This window comes from Neptuniibacter sp. QD72_48 (assembly GCF_047778065.1).
Taxonomy (GTDB): Bacteria; Pseudomonadota; Gammaproteobacteria; order Pseudomonadales; family Balneatricaceae; genus Neptuniibacter.
Genome location: NZ_CP180547.1, coordinates 2,856,883 through 2,874,892, shown reverse-complemented (window position 1 = coordinate 2,874,892; position 18,010 = coordinate 2,856,883). Strand labels below are relative to the sequence as shown.

The 18,010-nt window shown below is 44.2% G+C and carries 16 protein-coding genes; 9 read left to right on the top strand and 7 right to left on the bottom strand.

The window, feature by feature from the left end:
- Window positions 1-25: 25 nt before the first annotated feature.
- Genes ACMXYX_RS13025 through ACMXYX_RS13015 form a run of 3 tightly spaced genes read left to right on the top strand, consistent with a single transcriptional unit; the run spans window position 26 to window position 5,914 of the window.
- Window positions 26-1,330 (top strand): TolC family protein, encoded by a 1,305-nt coding sequence (locus ACMXYX_RS13025; RefSeq protein ID WP_415906082.1) that lies wholly within the window; start codon window positions 26-28, stop codon window positions 1,328-1,330.
- Window positions 1,323-2,804: an efflux RND transporter periplasmic adaptor subunit gene (locus ACMXYX_RS13020; RefSeq protein WP_415896771.1), complete on the top strand. Its 1,482-nt coding sequence runs from the start codon at window positions 1,323-1,325 to the stop codon at window positions 2,802-2,804. The genes ACMXYX_RS13025 and ACMXYX_RS13020 overlap by 8 nt, the downstream gene beginning before the upstream one ends.
- Window positions 2,801-5,914 (top strand): efflux RND transporter permease subunit, encoded by a 3,114-nt coding sequence (locus tag ACMXYX_RS13015; protein ID WP_415896770.1) that lies wholly within the window; start codon window positions 2,801-2,803, stop codon window positions 5,912-5,914. The genes ACMXYX_RS13020 and ACMXYX_RS13015 overlap by 4 nt, the downstream gene beginning before the upstream one ends.
- Before the next feature lie 96 nt (window positions 5,915-6,010).
- Here the strand turns inward: ACMXYX_RS13015 and ACMXYX_RS13010 are convergent, their stop codons facing one another.
- Window positions 6,011-6,313 (bottom strand): STAS domain-containing protein, encoded by a 303-nt coding sequence (locus ACMXYX_RS13010; RefSeq protein ID WP_415882055.1) that lies wholly within the window; start codon window positions 6,311-6,313, stop codon window positions 6,011-6,013.
- Between the two features lie 270 nt (window positions 6,314-6,583).
- On the bottom strand, window positions 6,584-8,563 hold the full coding sequence (locus ACMXYX_RS13005) for a diguanylate cyclase domain-containing protein (RefSeq protein ID WP_415896769.1): 1,980 nt from the start codon (window positions 8,561-8,563) through the stop codon (window positions 6,584-6,586).
- 210 nt (window positions 8,564-8,773) lie between these two features.
- Here ACMXYX_RS13005 and ACMXYX_RS13000 point away from each other — a divergent pair, with 210 nt between their 5' ends.
- A complete protein-coding gene (locus tag ACMXYX_RS13000) occupies window positions 8,774-9,706 on the top strand; it encodes a GGDEF domain-containing protein (protein WP_415896768.1) in 933 nt (310 codons plus the stop codon).
- A 31-nt stretch (window positions 9,707-9,737) separates the two neighbouring features.
- Here the strand turns inward: ACMXYX_RS13000 and ACMXYX_RS12995 are convergent, their stop codons facing one another.
- Window positions 9,738-10,619, bottom strand: coding sequence for a LysR family transcriptional regulator (locus ACMXYX_RS12995; RefSeq protein ID WP_415896767.1), 882 nt, complete (start codon window positions 10,617-10,619; stop codon window positions 9,738-9,740).
- Window positions 10,620-10,753: 134 nt separating this feature from the next.
- On the opposite strand from ACMXYX_RS12995, the gene ACMXYX_RS12990 reads away from it, so the two are divergent.
- Genes ACMXYX_RS12990 through ACMXYX_RS12980 form a run of 3 tightly spaced genes read left to right on the top strand, consistent with a single transcriptional unit; the run spans window position 10,754 to window position 13,197 of the window.
- Entirely contained in the window at window positions 10,754-11,350 is a 597-nt protein-coding gene (locus ACMXYX_RS12990) for an FMN-dependent NADH-azoreductase (protein WP_415896766.1), read from the top strand.
- Window positions 11,351-11,365: 15 nt separating this feature from the next.
- The gene (locus ACMXYX_RS12985; protein ID WP_415896765.1) at window positions 11,366-12,346 is read left to right on the top strand and encodes a glutathione S-transferase family protein; all 981 of its coding nucleotides are present in this window, start codon (window positions 11,366-11,368) and stop codon (window positions 12,344-12,346) included.
- Window positions 12,343-13,197, top strand: coding sequence for a pirin family protein (locus ACMXYX_RS12980; protein WP_415896764.1), 855 nt, complete (start codon window positions 12,343-12,345; stop codon window positions 13,195-13,197). The genes ACMXYX_RS12985 and ACMXYX_RS12980 overlap by 4 nt, the downstream gene beginning before the upstream one ends.
- On the opposite strand, the gene ACMXYX_RS12975 is transcribed toward ACMXYX_RS12980, so the two are convergent.
- The 3 genes from ACMXYX_RS12975 to ACMXYX_RS12965 are packed head-to-tail and all read right to left on the bottom strand — an operon-like array spanning window position 13,194 to window position 15,394.
- Window positions 13,194-13,955: a glycerophosphoryl diester phosphodiesterase gene (locus tag ACMXYX_RS12975; protein ID WP_415896763.1), complete on the bottom strand. Its 762-nt coding sequence runs from the start codon at window positions 13,953-13,955 to the stop codon at window positions 13,194-13,196. The two genes, ACMXYX_RS12980 and ACMXYX_RS12975, sit on opposite strands and share 4 nt — an antisense overlap.
- Window positions 13,952-14,569, bottom strand: coding sequence for a glutathione S-transferase family protein (locus ACMXYX_RS12970; RefSeq protein WP_415896762.1), 618 nt, complete (start codon window positions 14,567-14,569; stop codon window positions 13,952-13,954). Before ACMXYX_RS12970 ends, ACMXYX_RS12975 begins: the two co-directional genes overlap by 4 nt.
- A gap of 9 nt (window positions 14,570-14,578) precedes the next feature.
- Entirely contained in the window at window positions 14,579-15,394 is an 816-nt protein-coding gene (locus ACMXYX_RS12965) for a hypothetical protein (RefSeq protein WP_415896761.1), read from the bottom strand.
- Window positions 15,395-15,625: 231 nt separating this feature from the next.
- Here ACMXYX_RS12965 and ACMXYX_RS12960 point away from each other — a divergent pair, with 231 nt between their 5' ends.
- Entirely contained in the window at window positions 15,626-16,381 is a 756-nt protein-coding gene (locus tag ACMXYX_RS12960; protein ID WP_415896760.1) for an EAL domain-containing protein, read from the top strand.
- A gap of 55 nt (window positions 16,382-16,436) precedes the next feature.
- Window positions 16,437-17,042: a DUF924 family protein gene (locus ACMXYX_RS12955; RefSeq protein ID WP_415896759.1), complete on the top strand. Its 606-nt coding sequence runs from the start codon at window positions 16,437-16,439 to the stop codon at window positions 17,040-17,042.
- A 59-nt stretch (window positions 17,043-17,101) separates the two neighbouring features.
- Here ACMXYX_RS12955 and ACMXYX_RS12950 read toward each other — a convergent pair whose 3' ends face one another.
- Entirely contained in the window at window positions 17,102-17,986 is an 885-nt protein-coding gene (locus tag ACMXYX_RS12950; protein WP_415896758.1) for a DUF72 domain-containing protein, read from the bottom strand.
- Window positions 17,987-18,010: the final 24 nt, after the last annotated feature.

The window sequence follows — 18,010 nt, the reverse complement described above, 5'->3', positions numbered from 1 at the left end:
TTGATGTATCAACGGGACAGGATCTATGCGTTTATCCCCATTATTTATGATTAGTCTGCTGACTTTCAGCAGCATTTCTCAAGCAGAATTGAGTTTGGATTCTACTATTCAGAATGCTCTTAGTTCTGATCATTGGAATCAAAGCAGTATCTATCAGGAGCAGGCGCTGCATGCTAAAGCGATTGCGAGCGCTCAATTGCCTGATCCAAGATTAAGGCTTGGGTTGGCAAATTTGCCAACAGATAGTTTTGATTTTCAACAAGAGAACATGACCCAGCTACAGCTAGGTGTCTCACAACAATTTCCTCGAGGCCAAAGCTTGGAGTTGTCACAACAGCAGTGGCAGCAAAAAGCGGCGAAAAGTCTGCTACAACGCCAACTCCGTGCAGCTAGTGTGAAACTTAATGTCTCTCAGGCATGGCTAAAACTGCATCAATCAAAAGCGCAGTTGGCCCATTTCAAAGCTAAACAGCATATTTTTAATGAACTGGTAGCAGTGAGTCGGGCTAATTACCGCTCGGGTAAAGCCTTACGTCATGAGGTGTTGGATGCTGAAGTAAAACTTACGCAACTGAAAGACCGCATGCTGCAGTTAGAACAGATGATTCAGGTTCAAAAAGGAGCCTTACAGCAGTGGTTAACGGTTGAATCTTTTGATCAATCTATCGCTACCGGTTTTGATCTAGATTTACTTTTTTCAGGCAAGATTACACAGACAGAGCAAGATCGATCGATCTTAAAACATCCTCAGATTCAGATTCTGAAACAGAACATTGTGATTGAGGATAAAGCGGTTGATCTAGCGGATCAGGCTTATAAACCTGCATTCAAACTCGATGCAAATTATGGTTATCGCGCTGATCATGAAAATGGTCGTGATCGAGCGGATCTGTTTAGTGTCGCTGTGACCATGGATCTGCCGCTGTTCCCTGAAAAGCGTCAAGATCAACATCGCCGTGCTGCAGTACAGCTGCGGGAAGCCAGTAAAGCGATTTACCTACTTAAAGCGCGTGAGTTAAGAGCCGAATTAGTCATCGCTAAGGCTAATCTACAAGGCTATGAACAGCGCTTAGCCATCTACAACCAAGCCTACTTAAAGCAGTTAGCAGCCAAACGAAAATCGGCCTTGCGTGCTTACGCATCAGCGGAGTCTGGTTTTAAAGCTGTATCTATCGCAGCTATGGAAGAGCTCGAAGCTCAACAGCAACAGATTCTCCTTGAACATCAGGTAGCAATGGCGACAGCAAAGATTAATTTTTACTTTGCAGGAGAAGACCCAACGGTGATTAACAACGCTCATCCAGCTCAAGGAGGTATGAACAATGAATAAGGCTGTTTTAACACTCGGAGCTTTGTTAGTTGGGACTTCGGCCGGCTACTTTCTGTCGCAGCAAAAAAGCGATAGCGCTGATTCCTCAGCCCCCGCAAATGATCAGCCTCTATATTGGGTTGCACCGATGGATCCAAACTATAAACGCGATAAGCCAGGTCTCTCTCCTATGGGGATGGATTTAGTACCTGTTTATGAAGAGGATCTAGCGGGTGGTGATTCACCGGGGACAATTTCAATCTCCCCAGAGGTTGAAAACAATCTTTCTGTACGCACGGAAGCGGTTTTGTTTAGTCCGTTGCAAGCGCAGTTAAAAACCGTGGGTTATGTCGGGGTTGATCAGGAGAGAGTGACCGATATCCATTCACGTATTGCTGGTTGGGTTGAGCAGGTTAAGGTCAGCGTCAAAGGTGAATATGTTGAAAAGGGATCGCTACTGTACGAGGTGTATTCCCCTGAATTGGTGAATGCTCAGGAAGAGTATTTAGCAGCTCTACGCAGTGGTAATCGCTTTTTACGTAAAGCCAGTGAAAGTAAATTGGTCGCGCTGGGCGTCTCGAAAACAGTGTTATCAACCTTAAATAAACAGCGTCAGCCTCTACAAAAATTACCTGTTTATGCGCCTGTATCAGGTTATATCGACCAGATCTCGTTGCGTAAAGGTACTTATATTAAGCCTAATAGCCGTTTATTGACGATCGCGCCTTTAGATCAAGTTTGGGTGACCGCAGAACTATTTGAACGCCAAGGCAGCGCAGTACAGAAGGGCGATGTGGCCGAAATGACCTTAGCGTTTATGCCAGGGGAAATCTGGCGTGGGCAGGTCGATTATGTTTACCCGACGGTTAATCAAAAAACGCGAACGTTGAATGTCCGCTTACGTTTCGATAACCCTGACCTGCTGCTTAAACCGGATATGTTTGCTCAAATTTCTATCCAGTCGGCACCGACCAAACCTATGCTGAATGTGTCAGATACAGCCGTCATCAAAACCGGCGATCAAGATCGTATTGTTCTGGCTTTAGGAGAGGGTAAATATAAATCGGTTGAAGTTAAAACCGGTCCAAGTATGACTGGACGAACTGCAATTCTTCAGGGCTTATTCCCAGAAGATAGAGTCGTTACATCGGCTCAGTTTATGCTCGATTCCGAGTCCAGTATCAGTTCTGATTTCTTACGCCTGACACCACCGGCCATGGGGCTGATTGATGAAGTGTGGGTTGGCGCAACAGTTGAAGAGATCGATCTTGAATTACGCCTCTTAACGATTAGACATGAAGCGATTCGAGAGTGGAAACAGGATGCTATGTTGATGCAGGTTAAAGCTGATGAATCCTTAGATTTAGAGGCTTTACGTAATGCTGGCTCGGTACAAATCCGTTTACGCGGTGCCAATATGAGCGACTTGCAGCTAACGGATTTTATATTGCCGCGTCCTAAAGCCCCAGAAAGTATCCCTGGGGGTAAACTATGATCAAAGGGATAATTTATTGGTCGATACACAATCGTTTTTTTGTTCTGCTGACGACGGTGATTTTAATTGGTTGGGGGGCTTATGCAGTCAAAAATACACCGATCGATGCAATTCCAGACCTCTCCGATGTTCAGGTAATTATTAAAACTAGTTATCCCGGCCAAGCACCACAAGTGGTGGAGGATCAGGTCACTTATCCACTGACGACGGCGATGTTGTCGGTACCCGGCGCAAAAACAGTTCGTGGCTTCTCTTTCTTTGGGGATTCATACGTTTATGTGATTTTTGACGAAGGCACCGATCTCTATTGGGCGCGTAGCCGAGTATTAGAGTATCTCAGCCAAGTTAGCTCCTCTTTACCTGATAGTGCCAAACCGCAGCTTGGACCTGATGCTACAGGGGTGGGCTGGGTCTACCTCTATGCATTGGTCGATCGCACGGGACAGCATGATTTAGCCCAGCTGCGCAGTATTCAGGATTGGTTTTTAAAGTATGAGTTGCAGACGGTATCGGGGGTCTCAGAAGTCGCTCCCATCGGTGGCATGGTCAAGCAATATCAAGTCAAAGTAGATCCGGAAAAACTACGCGCTTTCGATGTACCGCTATCGCATATCAATCTGGCGATTAAACGCGCAAACCAAGAGAGCGGTGCCTCGGTCATTGAGATGGCCGAAGCCGAATATATGGTCAGAGCGAGTGGCTATTTAGATGGCTTGGAAGCAATTAAAAATATTCCACTGGGTGCTACCCCTCAAGGCACGCCGCTATTACTGCAAGACCTCGCTGATGTGACAATCGGGCCTCAGATGCGCCGCGGTATTGCTGAACTTGATGGTGAAGGCGAAGTTGTTGGTGGTGTGGTTGTGATGCGCTTCGGCGAAAACGCGCAGGCAACGATTGAGGGAGTCAAAGCTAAGTTAGAAGAGCTCAAACGTAGCCTACCTGAAGGTGTAGAGGTCGTCACAGTGTACGACCGCTCAGGTTTGATAGATCGAGCAGTGGATAACTTATTTGAAAAACTCGTAGAAGAGTTTGTCGTAGTTATCATTGTCTGTGCACTGTTTCTGTTCCATTTCCGCTCCTCGTTGGTGGTTATTATCAGTCTACCTATTGGGATTTTGGCGGCGTTTATCGTCATGTATTACCAAGGGATCAATGCCAACATCATGTCTTTGGGTGGGATCGCCATAGCAATCGGGGCCATGGTAGATGGTGCCATTGTGCTCATCGAGAATGTGCATAAACACATTGAGCGTCGACCGTTAACAGATGAAAACCGCTGGCAGGTTATCGCGGAGGCGTCTGCTGAGGTTGGACCAGCACTCTTTTTCAGTCTGTTGATTATTACTATGAGCTTTATCCCTGTGTTTGCTTTGGAAGCACAAGAGGGGCGAATGTTTTCGCCTTTGGCTTATACCAAAACTTATGCAATGGCCGCAGCAGCGGGATTTGCAATTACCTTAGTACCGGTTCTGATGGGGTACTGTATCCGCGGTAACGTGCTTCCAGAAAGTAAGAACCCGGTTAATCGTATTCTCCAAGCGATCTACGTGCCGGTGATTCGTTTAGTTCTAAATTGGCCTAAGTTCACCGTTGTTGTTGCGTTAACGGTTACGGTGATTGGCTTTTGGCCTGTGAATAAAATAGGTAGCGAATTTATACCGCCTCTGGATGAAGGCGATCTGATGTATATGCCAACAACTTACCCCGGTATCTCAATTGGTAAGGCGCGAGAGCTACTGCAGCAAACGGATAAGTTGATTCGTACGGTGCCTGAAGTTGAGCGTGTATTTGGTAAAATTGGACGTGCAGAAACCGCGACAGACCCCGCGCCGCTGACCATGATTGAAACCTTTATCACGTTGAAACCACGAGATCAGTGGCGTGAGGGGATGACCACCGAAAAGCTTACCAAAGAGTTGGATAAGATCGTCAAATTGCCGGGACTGACCAATGCTTGGGTGATGCCGATTAAAACCCGTATCGATATGCTAGCGACAGGGATTAAAACTCCAGTCGGTTTAAAGGTTGCCGGGCCTGACCTTAAAGTAATTGAAGATATAGGTAAGCAACTAGAACAGGTGCTGGAGGATGTTGAGGGCACCTCATCTGTTTATTCCGAGCGTGTTGCGGGTGGGCGTTACGTTAAGGTCGATATCCAACGTCAAAAAGCAGCGCGATATGGTCTTAATATTGCCGATATTCAGTTAGTGATTACTAGTGCTATTGGGGGCAGAAATGTTGGCGAGACCGTCGAAGGTTTAGAACGCTATCCGATCAATGTGCGTTATCCACAAGCTTACCGCGATTCGGTAGAACAACTGCGTTTGTTACCACTGGTCACACCGACAGGCGCGCGTATCGCTTTGGCGGATGTTGCTGATATTTGGATAGAGGCTGGGCCTCCAGGGATTAAAAGTGAAAATGCTCGGCCTAATGGCTGGACCTATGTCGATATTGAGGGACGAGACTTAGGTTCTTATGTCGCTGATGCGCAAAAGATCGTGGCTGAGCAAGTCCAGTTGCCAGCTGGTTATTCGATTAACTGGTCGGGGCAGTATGAATATCTACTCCGTGCGAAAGAGCGTCTGACTTATGTAATCCCTCTGACCTTAGCCATCATTGTGGTTCTTCTCTATCTTAGCTTTCGCCGATTTGCAGAAGTAGCAATGATTTTAGGGACACTACCATTAGCGCTGATAGGCGGGATTTGGATGCTTTATCTAAACCAGTTCAATTTCTCTGTTGCCGTTGGCGTAGGCTTTATCGCTTTGGCGGGTGTAGCGGTCGAGATAGGTGTCATATTACTGGTCTATCTCAATCAGGCCTACGAAGAAAAGTGTCGAGAGATGCCAGAAGGCCTTACCCTTCAAGCTTTGCAGGACTCCATAACTGAGGGCGCTGGTAAGCGAGTCAGACCAATTCTGATGACAGTTGCCACGGTGATCGCAGGCTTGTTACCGATTATGTACGGAGATGGAACTGGCGCTGAAATCATGCAAAGAATCGCGGCACCGATGGTTGGCGGTATGGCGAGTGCTTTAGTGTTAACGCTGATTCTGTTACCGGCCGTTTATTATCTGTGGCGAAAGCAAGGCTTAAAACACTAGAAAGGATATTTTAAGGAACCTATAGAAAATCGTTCACACATCCATATTGTGTGTTCGATTTTTTTGGGTGGGTAAACATTGGTCTATAAAATTTGTTTAGACAACTTTGAATAACTGATCGAAGTTTGCCAGTTTCAAAATTCGAAGTGCCGTTTCTGAAGGGCGAACTAGGGTCACTACACCATTAATATTTTCCGCATGCTCCTTGGCGATTAGGAGCATACCCAAAGCAGAGCTATCAATGTATTTAGTAGATGACAAATTGATTGCAATATTGGTTCTAGGTGTTTTGATATCTCTGTATGCATCTCTAAAAGCTTTGTGAATTGAGTAATCAAACCGTTCACCTATTGAGATGGTTAATTCTTGGGTGTCCTGATTTAAATGGGACTGAATCATGTGTTAGCTCCGACTACAGCGTTTACAGAAAGCTAATTATTGAGTGTTTGCACAATATTGAAACACAGAGGGAAATTACAAACCCGATTCAAATCAATAAACTAAGAATTAATCGATTTGAACGAAAAAGTTGAGTAGGTCTACAGTCGAAATGTGTTGCTATAGTTTGGTTCGCAATGGTAACAAGGGGATAATTTCAAAACTGATGTCAGTTTCTAAAGTGCTTGAATGGACCGGTGATTATCAAAAAATACCGAACCGGCTCTTAGCCTAATGAGGGGTTGAGAGGTTATCTAGCTCTCCAATGCAAAAGCAGGATTTACCTTTAGCTTTCGCTTCGAGCATTAACATATCAGCCGCTTTTAATAGCTCATCACGGCTTTCATTGTTGTGGCGGGATACCGCAATACCAATACTCACACCTAGTTGGCATTGTGTGCCTTTTAAGGATAATGGGTGTTTTAGGTTATCGATAATTCGGTTGGCGATCTCTTCCAGTTGATTCTGGTTTTTTGGGTTATGGATCATCAACACAAATTCATCCCCGCCAATTCTTGCTAAGGTGTCATTTTGGCGTAGCATTTGACTAAGACGGTGACTCACAAGCATCAATGCCTCATCGCCAGCTTCATGGCCTAAGTCATCATTGATCGGTTTGAAGTTATCTAGATCGAGATAGAACAGTGCCAGTGAGGTTTTCTCTTTACGGGCCTGATGAAGGGATCGCTCCAATTCTTGAATAAAGTGACGGCGATTATATAAACCGGTGAGAGGGTCATGCTCCGCCATGTGCCTGATTTTGTTTTCAGCGTTAGTACGTTTTAACTGCGAGCGAGTATAAAGGTAGGTACCTACGCCTGTGACCAGCGCCAACAGAGCACTGATGATGATCATCAAGTTAAGTCGTTCTAAACTCTTTTGCGCAACAAGTTGTTTGTCTATAAAAGTGATCAGTAACCATTCGGGCCAATCACCGCTATTTTGTTCAAACTGTTGAATTCGATCATCCTGACTGAGTAAAACTCGGTGGTAAACGAAAAAGCCTTCATCCTGCTCTAAAGCGCCCATCTGGTTATTTGAAACAAGCAGCCATAGTTCTGGGTTAATCGTAGCAAGAGTGGGATAGCTATTCTTCTGCATAAAAGCCCATAGCTTCTCTTCAGATTCACCATGGAGCCAATAACCATCTTGATTTAGCATCATTATCTTGCCTAAGCTCAACGCTTGAGCATCTTCTAAATGCTGGATTAGATGGCTTGCATTGAGGTTAATAATGATCAATCCCATTAGGTTTTGTAATGGGTCTTTTACTGGGGTCGCGATACGCGTAATAGGTTTGTGAGGGATCTCGATCTTCCCGTGTTCAACATTGAGGTCTAACGGCGAAATGTAAACTTTGCCATGATCGAGCTTACCTGTTTCGGGAACGTAATAGCGGTTTACTTTATTTTGTAGATCCCGTTTAGGCACAATTTCGGTTTGTTGTTGTCCTCTATTGATACGTACTTGTTCTCGACCTTTTTCATCAATAAAGCGAATTTGATCGTAACTATGTTTGATATCAACAATATTCCTAAACTCTAATTGAACTTCGGTTACTGCGTTTTCATTACCAGAGAGGTGTCTTACAAAGTCTGGTTGTGAAGCGAGAGTACGAGTATCTAAAACCGTTTCGGCCATTCGGTAACTTAAGGCTTTATCAATCAAAACGAGCTGTTCTGCTTCATTTTTGATGATCTTATCTTTTAGGGCTGTGGACTGTGTTTGATAGACGTTTATTAGAAACAGCAATAAAAGTACAACCCCAAACAGATAGGAGGTTGTATAACGAATCTCTATTTTGTTTAAAAAATTGGTTAACGCAGTTGTATGGGGGTAGAGCACGTAAATATAGACCGCAACTGAGCTAATAAGTGCAAAAGCCAGAGACTTTAAATCAAACAGTAGGCTATTGTTTAAATGTTCTAGACTGATAATAGATTGCGCTAGAGCTAATGATAGTTCTATCCCAAAAACACTGAGACCTACTTGAAGAAACAGCCATTCCCTAACTTTTTCGGAAGGTTGAATCTGACGATAATAAGCAAAGATAAATTTGAGAATGATCAGCGAAGCAAGCGCAAGAATAGATGCGTTAGCCCCTGCTTCGAACCAGTAATATTCGGCATTTAAGTTTAATGACGCGATAAGCTTAGATGCGATGCTCTCGGTTAATAACAACGAAAAAAATAAAATGATAACCGGCATCATTGCTGGGAATTCTCGGATAATAGGGGTAAGTCATACTAAAGGGTTGGCAGATACTATCAAAAGGTTTGATTAAAAACTAGACAGTGAAACTGGGTGATTTGAATGCCGTTTTGACCCCAGTCATACTCGTTTTTTTGAAAGGTGTTAGACTTTAGTTGGGTGCTGCTAAGCAGTGTAGATTACTGTTAATTTTGATAGAGAATGTGTCCGTTGGTTAAACTAAAAAGTAGTCGTTTAATTTGGATCTCAATTTGTATCATCTTGTTATGCCCAGCGGCGGTCGCTGTGGTTGCATTGTCTTACGATGGGGTAATTCCAAAAATCACTGAAGTAGAATTTTTGGATGTAGCAGGAGAACTTTTGTTATTAGTTCTTGTTCAATTCTGGATTGTTACAATCGCTTATGCGGGACTGCAATTTAGAACCTATATCTATTTACTCTGTGGTTTTGGCATCATAACCATGGCCAATACAGCTGACTTACTAGATGAATTTATTTTCGATCATGCCGGCACGTTAAAATTAATAGAAAATGCGGCTTATCCTATAGGGATGATGCTTGCGACAATTGGTTTGTTTAAATTAAGTCAGGACTACAGGGACTTACTCCAACAGGTTCATAAAGATCGCGATGACTGGCGCAGTAAGGCCAATCATGATCAATTAACGGGTCTTCTAAACAGGCGTTACTTTTTTGAAATGATGCCTAAGGTTATGGATACTTCTTGGGATAATGAGTGTGATCCAGTTCCTGCGTTGCTGATGTTAGATATCGACTTCTTTAAATCAGTAAATGATAAGTTTGGTCATGATAAAGGTGACCTGTTGCTGGCAGCAGTTGGTAAGTCTATCAGCCAATTTTGTCGGCATGATGATGCGGGGTTTCGCTTAGGCGGAGAAGAGTTTGGCGTACTGTTAACAGGCGCAGATGAGGATCGAGTGCTAGAAGCGGCTCAACGTTTAAGGCAACGTTTAAACAGTATCCATATCAAAACAGAACAGGGAGAGCTGGTCTCGCGTACCGTGAGTATTGGTGTGAGTTTTTTGCATACTACAGATTCGCTCGATAGCTGGATGAAGAAGGCTGATAGTGCCTTATATCAAGCAAAAGAGCAGGGACGAAATCGAGTGGTGATCGCCTAACTCTTTGATGGTTATCTTTGACAATAAGCGCTTACAAACGTTGTAAGCGTTTTTGTAATAACTCTCCAAATAACTTCGTTGCTGGCCCTGCATAATCTCCTTCCGCGTAGATCATATTTAGCTGAACACTTTTCTTAGCACCGGCATTTAGAGGGAGCGGTTTGAGTAGCCCTTGTTCTAGTTCCTTTTCGATTTTAAGGCTTGGATACCAAGCATAACCTAAGCCACGGCAGGCAGCGGCGATTGAGGTGGTAAAGTTGCTTAGGGTGAGGCGCTGTTCAGCACCAAGCCAACCTGAATCTACATCTCTGCTACCTGAGTCCCTAATCACTAATTGACGATGAAGGCGTAAGTCTTTGTGATCTAAAGTGCGTTTAAGTTGATGAAGAGGATGTTCTGGGGTCGCTACAGCTATAAAGCTGATATCTAAAATAGGGTCGCCCATAAAACCTGGAGGTATGCGTGATCCAATTACTATATCAGCTTCTTTTCTAAGTAAGGCTTCATCAGTGCCACTTAACACGGTTTCGATAAACTCGATTCGGGTCAGGGGGCTCTGTTCTGTAAATTCAGCAATCACATCTAGCATGAGCCATTCTGGAAATAGGGCATCCATAGCGATGCGAATATCCGGCTCCCAGCCCTCTGCAAACTGCTTCGCTAAGTTTTCCATCTGTTGTGCTTCTTCCACTAAAACCCGTGCCCTGCGATAGAGGGATTTTCCTGCGGCAGTTAAAACTGCTTTGCGACCTTCAACCTTGAAAGCTTGCACGTTCAGTGTGCTCTCTAGCTTTTGAATCGCGTAGCTGATGGAGGATTGGCTTTTGTTCATCGCTTCAGCAGCACTCGCGTAGCTGCCATTTTCGACCACCGCGATGAGGCTTTGCCATTGTTCCAGAGTAACTTGAGGCATTATGTATCTAATTTTTCGATTGAATTGAGCAAATTATAGCTATTTTTAATCGTTTAATTAAATAGGAGAATGGTTCCATCAGTTACAGAGACAGATCTGTAAGAACGAAAGAACAGATTTTTAAGGTGAATTCGATGGCTACATTACTACATATTAAATCCAGCATTTTTGGTAACGGCGGTAAATCAAGTCAGTTGGCTGACAAGTTTATTGAGCAGTGGTTAGAGAAGCACCCACAGGGTCAAGTGATTGTCCGTGATCTGGTTGCCGAAGATGTTCCGCATCTGGATGCGACTGTTATGACGGCATTATCTACACCGGCCGATGAGCGCAGTGCAGAACAGCAAGCGATTGTTGCTCGTTCAGATCTATTTATTACTGAATTAAAAGCTGCTGATGAGATTGTGATGGGCGTGCCAATGTATAACTTTGGCGTACCGACGCAGATGAAAGCTTATTTCGATTTGATTGCTCGTGCAGGAGTGACATTTAAATATACCGAGCAGGGACCGGTTGGTTTGATTGCTAGTAAACCCGTTTACCTATTGGCTACACGTGGTGGTCTATATCGTGATCAGGGCCATGACTTTCAGATCCCTTTTGTGCAGCAGTTCCTTAACTTTATCGGCCTAAGTGAGAGTGAGGTAATTTATGCTGAGGGGCTAAGCATGGGTGATTTAGCCGAAAGCTCTTTAGCTAAAGCTAACCAGCAGATTGCTGCTATCCACTAATTAAGGAGATAGGCAATGGGCTTGTTGATTGATGGTCAGTGGCATGACCAGTGGTATGACACTAAGAGCAATAAAGGTGAATTTGTTCGCAATGCATCACAGTTTCGTAACTGGGTAACTAAAGATGGTAGCGCTGGGCCGAGTGGTAAAGCAGGCTTTAAAGCTGAAACTGGTCGTTATCATCTCTATGTCTCTCTTGCTTGCCCATGGGCGCATCGCACGTTAGTTATGCGTGAGTTAAAAGGGCTGGCCGATCATATTTCGGTTGATGTAGTGCACCCGCTCATGTTTGAACATGGCTGGTCGTTCGAGAGTGATTTTGCGGCGAGTACGGGTGATAGCTTATTCGGACATGATTATCTCCATCAAGTGTATACCCAAGCAGAGTCAAACTATAGCGGACGTGTGACTGTCCCAGTGTTATGGGATAAGCAGACCCATACCATTGTGAATAACGAGTCATCCGAAATTATTCGCATGCTTAACAGTGCTTTTGATGATATTGGTGCAAAGGCAGGAGACTTTTACCCTGAAGTTCTTCGTTCTCAGATTGATGAGATCAACACTAGGGTCTACGACAAAGTAAATAATGGTGTTTATAGAGCGGGCTTTGCTACCTCGCAAACGGCTTATGATGCTGCCGTAGTTGAGTTATTCACAGCCTTGGATCAGTTGGAAGAGCGCCTGTCACAACAGCGCTTTTTAGTGGGTAACCAATTTACTGAAGCTGATCTGCGTTTATTCACAACCTTGGTTCGTTTTGATCCTGTGTATGTGACGCACTTTAAATGTGATCTACGTCGAATTGCCGATTATCCAGCGTTATCAGGCTATCTACGCGAGATTTACCAGATGGCTAATATCACCGAAACGGTAGATATGGATCACATCAGGCACCACTACTACCGCAGCCACCGTACGATTAATCCGACGGGTGTGATTTCTGTCGGTCCTGCATTTGATTTAACTGCACCACATGGTCGGGAGGCGTTATGAGTAAGTTAGACAATCTGCGTAGTATTAAACGTATTATCCCAGCAAGAGACAGTATGGATGGTGCTGGGGTTAAGCTGAAGCGCAGCATAGGTAGAAGCGAGGCTACTCGGATTGATCCTTTTCTGATGTTGGATGCATTTTCATCGGAGAATCCAGACGATTATCTGGCTGGCTTTCCGCCTCATCCACATCGTGGTTTTGAAACCGTGACCTATATGTTGGATGGGCACATGATTCATCGTGACCATATGGGCAATGAAGGGGATCTACGAGCGGGCGGTGTGCAATGGATGAAAGCTGGCAGAGGGGTAATCCATGAAGAGCGGCCTCAGCGTGTAGACGGTTTGATGCGTGGTTTTCAGTTGTGGATAAACCTACCTGCTGCAGAAAAGATGCAACCGGCTTCTTATCAAAATATTGAACCTGAAGAGGTGTCACAATTGATCGGTGAAGGCTATCAATTGAAGGTTGTGGCAGGTGAAATAAATTTGGAAGGCCAAGCATTAAAAGGGCCTGTTCAAAACAGTGCTACAGAACCAATGTATTGTGACTTGCAGCTCGACGCTGATAAGGAGATTGAGTTGCCATTGCCAGAGTCGCATAACGCTGCGATCTACCTTTTTGAAGGCGAAGCTGAGGTCGCTGGGGAGCTAATTGATCAACACCAAGTATCTGAACTGTCTGAAGGTAAAGGCGTTGTTATCAAAGCACAAAGTGATAGCCGTATGTTGATCTTGGCAGGCAAGCCTATTGGTGAACCCGTGGTCCAGTATGGTCCTTTTGTGATGAATACAATGGCTGAAATCGAACAAGCGTTGACTGATTACCGCGAAAACCGTCTTGTTAGTTAAAGGGAGGCAAAGGCATTGCTTAAATGATTCGAGGGGATGTAGGATCGCATTAACGGCGGATTATCGGTGAAGATTCCATCAACACCCCAGTCAAAAAGCACCGCAGCTTGAGTGGGGTAGTTACAGGTATAGCAGTAGAGCTCGTAACCTGCTTGTTTGATCACTTGTACATCACTTTGGGTGATTAGGTTGGCGTCACAATGAAGGCTGACTGCATCTAGCATCTCGGCTTTAAGCTGCCATAGTTCTGGTAGGTGGTCATAAAGCAGGCCTATTTGGGCTTGAGGGTTTAGCGCCTTATAAGCGCTCAGCAGGTCAAAGTTGTAACAACTGATAATCAACTTCTCGGGGGCCTGCCAATAGACGCTGATCTGCTCAAAGACTCTTTCTGCAACGAGATCCGGCTCTAAATCGAAAGGCTTTATCTCTAGGTTCAGGCCCAGCTGCAGTTCTTGGCAAAGCCTAAGAGCATCCGAAAGGTGGGGCATAGGTTCATTTATCCATTCCGGGTGGAACCAACTGCCAGCATCCAGCAAAGGTAAGGCATCAAAGCTTAGGGCGCTTAATGGTCCTTGCTGATTAGTACAGCGATCTAAATGAGCATCATGAAATAAAACAGGCGTTGAATCTCCGAGGAGAGTGGTGTCTAGCTCGACCCAAGTTACACCGCATTCAGCGGCCATTTGAATACCCGCTAAGGTATTCTCGGGAGCTAAATGTGCAGCTCCCCTATGGCCAATGATACGGCTGGCGATCATGGAATCTGCATACCTCTCTGGACGAATTCAATATGGCCCATCCGTTCCATCCAAGCTTTCACGAATGGGAACTTGTCAGGGTCTACATGTTGCCACTCATAACGCATAGCCCATGGGTAGATGGCGAAATCTGCAATTGATAGTTCATCCCCAATCACAAACTGTTTATTTGATAGTTGTGTATCTAGGGTTTGCCATAGTCGCTGTGCTTCATTGTTGTAGCGTTGTTTAGCATAGTCCGAAGCATCAGGTGCAAAACGATTAAAGTGATGTGCTTGCCCTAAAAATGGACCAAAACCACCCATCTGCCACATTAACCATTGTAGGCACTCTAGGCGGGCTTGTGGGTCTGAGGGGATAAATTCACCGGCTTTTTCAGCTAAATAAATTAAAATAGCGCCGCTCTCAAACAGTTGGATTGTTTCGCCGTTTGGGCCTTCATCATCGATTAGTGCAGGGATTTTGCTATTCGGACTAATCGCTTTGAAAGCAGGTTCAAATTGCTCTTTTTCTAAAATATTAACTGGATGGACTCGATAGGGAAGGCGCAGGGCCTCCAGCATAATGGATATTTTTCGCCCGTTGGGAGTACCCCAAGTGTATAAATCGATCATCACAGAGCCTTACAGATTGATAAAGTGGTGGTAAATGCCGATCAGCTCTTGTTCTGTAAATGTAACAATAACTAACTGCTGGCCGGGTTTAATTAAATTGGGGTTCTCACCTAAGATTCCTTTTTGGTAGTTGTAGATATAGGTCTGATCTACTTTGGCTTTTAATACCTGACCTAAAAAGGAGCTACGTTTATCACCTAAAGCTTCATCAGCGTCTTTCGGAATATCTACTGAAACTTTCTCCCCTAAACCCGGTAAAGAAAGCCCTTCAGTAAAGGTGCGCATGAGGCCGTGTTGGATGATTCCCCATAAGCCTTCATCATCCCCCTCATTAACGGCATGAATAAAGTAGACTTTCTGTGCAGAGTTATCGGGATCGTCTAATAACTCCAGCAGCTTGATTTGTTGAGTTGCGACCAAGGCTGTATCAGCGACAGTAGCGTTAGATTTTTTTTCGTTCTTTCCTGTTTTTATCACACTCAGGTGACTGCTCACGGCAAAAGTTTCACCTTGGGCTTCTGTTGTTGCGTCATTGCCTTCAGTGTTCCCGCTTTCTTCCAAAATTTCTGCTTGTGTTGATGTTTTTACCGGCGGAAGTTTAAGAAGCTGCTCAGCCGTTACAAAATTACTCGCTTGCTCTATTTTAATCGGACTTTCTTGCCCTGATGTTAGGCGATCAATATGTTGGCGGGCTTCCTGTTGTGTCGAGGAAGAAGTCTTAATATCGGTAGTTTCAACTTGATCTGTCGTTGGTTCCTTCTGTGTAAACAGATATCCAGCTACGCCAATACAAACAATCACTAATACTAAAATGAGACGCTGCATAATTTGATCCTAATTAGCTTTGGGCCTTTCCACTAATGTAGCGGTTCGCTCGTGATAAGAAAACAGGGAAGCTTCTTTGTTCGTATTCTATATATTCATCAACTTAACCTAGGTGCACGTTATTGTTGATGGCTATTTATTATCAGCGAAGCTAGAGAAATTATTGAGTATTTGTTATCTTTGTTAATGGAATTGATATTGATTATTGTTTAGATTTGTGGAATATAAGCTTTGCTAAATTGTAGTTTGAATGTTGTCAGCGGTAGTAGTTTAGAGTTGTTAGATTTAGTTGAGCAGCAAAGATTTGGTGTGGAATATCAACCCTTAATAGATGCGCATACGGGGGATATTCTTGGGTATGAGGCATTAGCACGATTTTATCATGCAGATGGTCGAGCAATCCCTCCTTTAGATGTTTTTCAGGTTTTGCATGACAGTCCTCTTATGTTGGCACAAGTAGAACTTCAGCTTAAACGCCTACAGATGCGCTATCGTCCTGAGGGCGTGGCGCTATTTCTGAATCTCGATCCACATGCTTTTTCCGTATGCACTGATGCGGATGGTTCGGGTCAAAATGCGATGGTGAATTTGCTTAAAGGCAATAGCGATCTAGTAATCGAATTGATCGAAAATACCGACGTCAATGATGCCAAAATCAGTAATGATGTGTCTGAATTAATGCGCAAACAAGGGATTGCGATTGCACTAGATGATGTAGGTGCACCAGGCAGTATGATTGCGATGAATATCCTGAGTGAAGTGGATTACATAAAGTTTGATCGTAGTTGGTTACGTGATGATCTGACTGAAAATATGCAGTTGTTGATTAAAAGTGTCATCGGTTTTGCACGTATTAGTGGTAAAAAAACGGTATTGGAAGGGGTTGAGTCAGCTGAAGATTTGGCCACAGCAATCAAGCTGGGTATTGATTATGTACAAGGTTTTTTCTATCAAGAGCTCTTTATTCAAAAGCGATGTTTTGACTGATTTGTCCAAAAATAGGCTACCCTTAACATTGTAATTTTAACTTATTGATTTTTATATGATTGAAAAGATTGATGAAGTTTTAGGTTTTTGGTTCGGCCAAATAGAAGGCGGTTTTACAGTATGTGATCGTTCAGAACTTTGGTGGGCTGGATCACCAGAAAATGATCGTTTGATTACTGAGTTGTTTGGACATCAAGTTCGTCAGGCTTTGCGTGGTGATTTAGATGCGTGGGCGGAAACACCGCGTGGGCGATTGGCACTGATTCTATTATTAGATCAATTTACTCGCACAATTTACCGAGGCTCTGCCGATGCTTTTGCCGGTGACAGCCAGGCTCTACAACTGTGCCTAAGTGGACGTACTCAAGGACATGATCAAGCATTAGAGTTTGTCGAACGCACCTTTTTCTATATGCCATTAGAGCATGCTGAAAACCTGCAAATGCAGAAGTTGTGTGTCAGTAGCTTTGAGCAGATGCTGTTAGAAGTGGCAGGTGAAAAAAAGCTACAAGTAGAAAACTGGTTGGATTTTGCTTGTCAGCATCATCAGCAGATAGAGCGATTTGGCCGCTTTCCGCATCGTAATGAAGTCCTTGGGCGTAGCTCCACGCCGGAAGAGTTGGCTTACCTATTACAAAGCCATAATCGCTGGGGGCAATAAGGCGTTTGGTTCAATCAAGAGCTGTTGTCTGAAGCACAGGGGTAAGTAAAAGGCCCCTTTTAGAATAGGGCGTTCTGCTGACGACTCGGTTCTTGCCATGGTGTGAATAAACAACAGCCGGGAAGGGCTGCTTCAAGCTTCTCCACAAAGTAAGCGGCAAGTTGCGGCGCTTCGGCATTATCTGGTGTGTGGAAAAAGAAATAAGGTGTTTTGCCTTGTTGTATCCAAATGATCGCTTTACTAATCCATGGATCAAGGTAAGGCGCTCCCCATTGCCAATCTAAAGGTGTGATAAAGCGAATCATAGGGGATTGCCCAGTTGAAATAGCATGCACAGGGAGTTGAGGTTTGTGCTCTTTAGCTTTGAGGCTAACCGTATCCTCTGCGGGGTGTGCAAACAGGGAACGGGTATCAAAACTAATGCGATTACAGTTTTGAGAAACCAACAGCTGGTTGAGCTGTTGCTCGGCATCTCCTTTTTGGAAAAACTCGGGATGACGAATTTCTACCGCATACTGCCAATCGGCGGGGAGTGATTTTAGGTAGTTTTCCAGATTGTTTAGATAATCAGGGGCAAAAGCAGCAGGTAATTGTATACAGAGTAAACCTAGCTTTTCTTGCAACGGAGCGAGTCGCTCGAAGAACTGCTGTGTTTCATTTTTACAGTGAGTAAGTTGCCGGAGATGGCTGATCTCTTGTGGGAATTTAAAGCAAAAACGAAATTGCTCTGAAGATTCTTTGTACCATTGTTCAACGGTACTTTGTTTAGGTAAGCCGTAAAACGTTGAGTTTCCTTCTACACTACTAAAATGGCGCGTATAAGCATGTAGCACATGAATATGGCTGCTGCGCACTAGACAGTTATCTTGCCATGCTGCATGTTGCCATTGAGTTAGGCCGATATAACAACGTGGCGAAGAATTTGATAAGTTGGAAGTTATCATCACGTTTTTTGTGGGTATGTAATG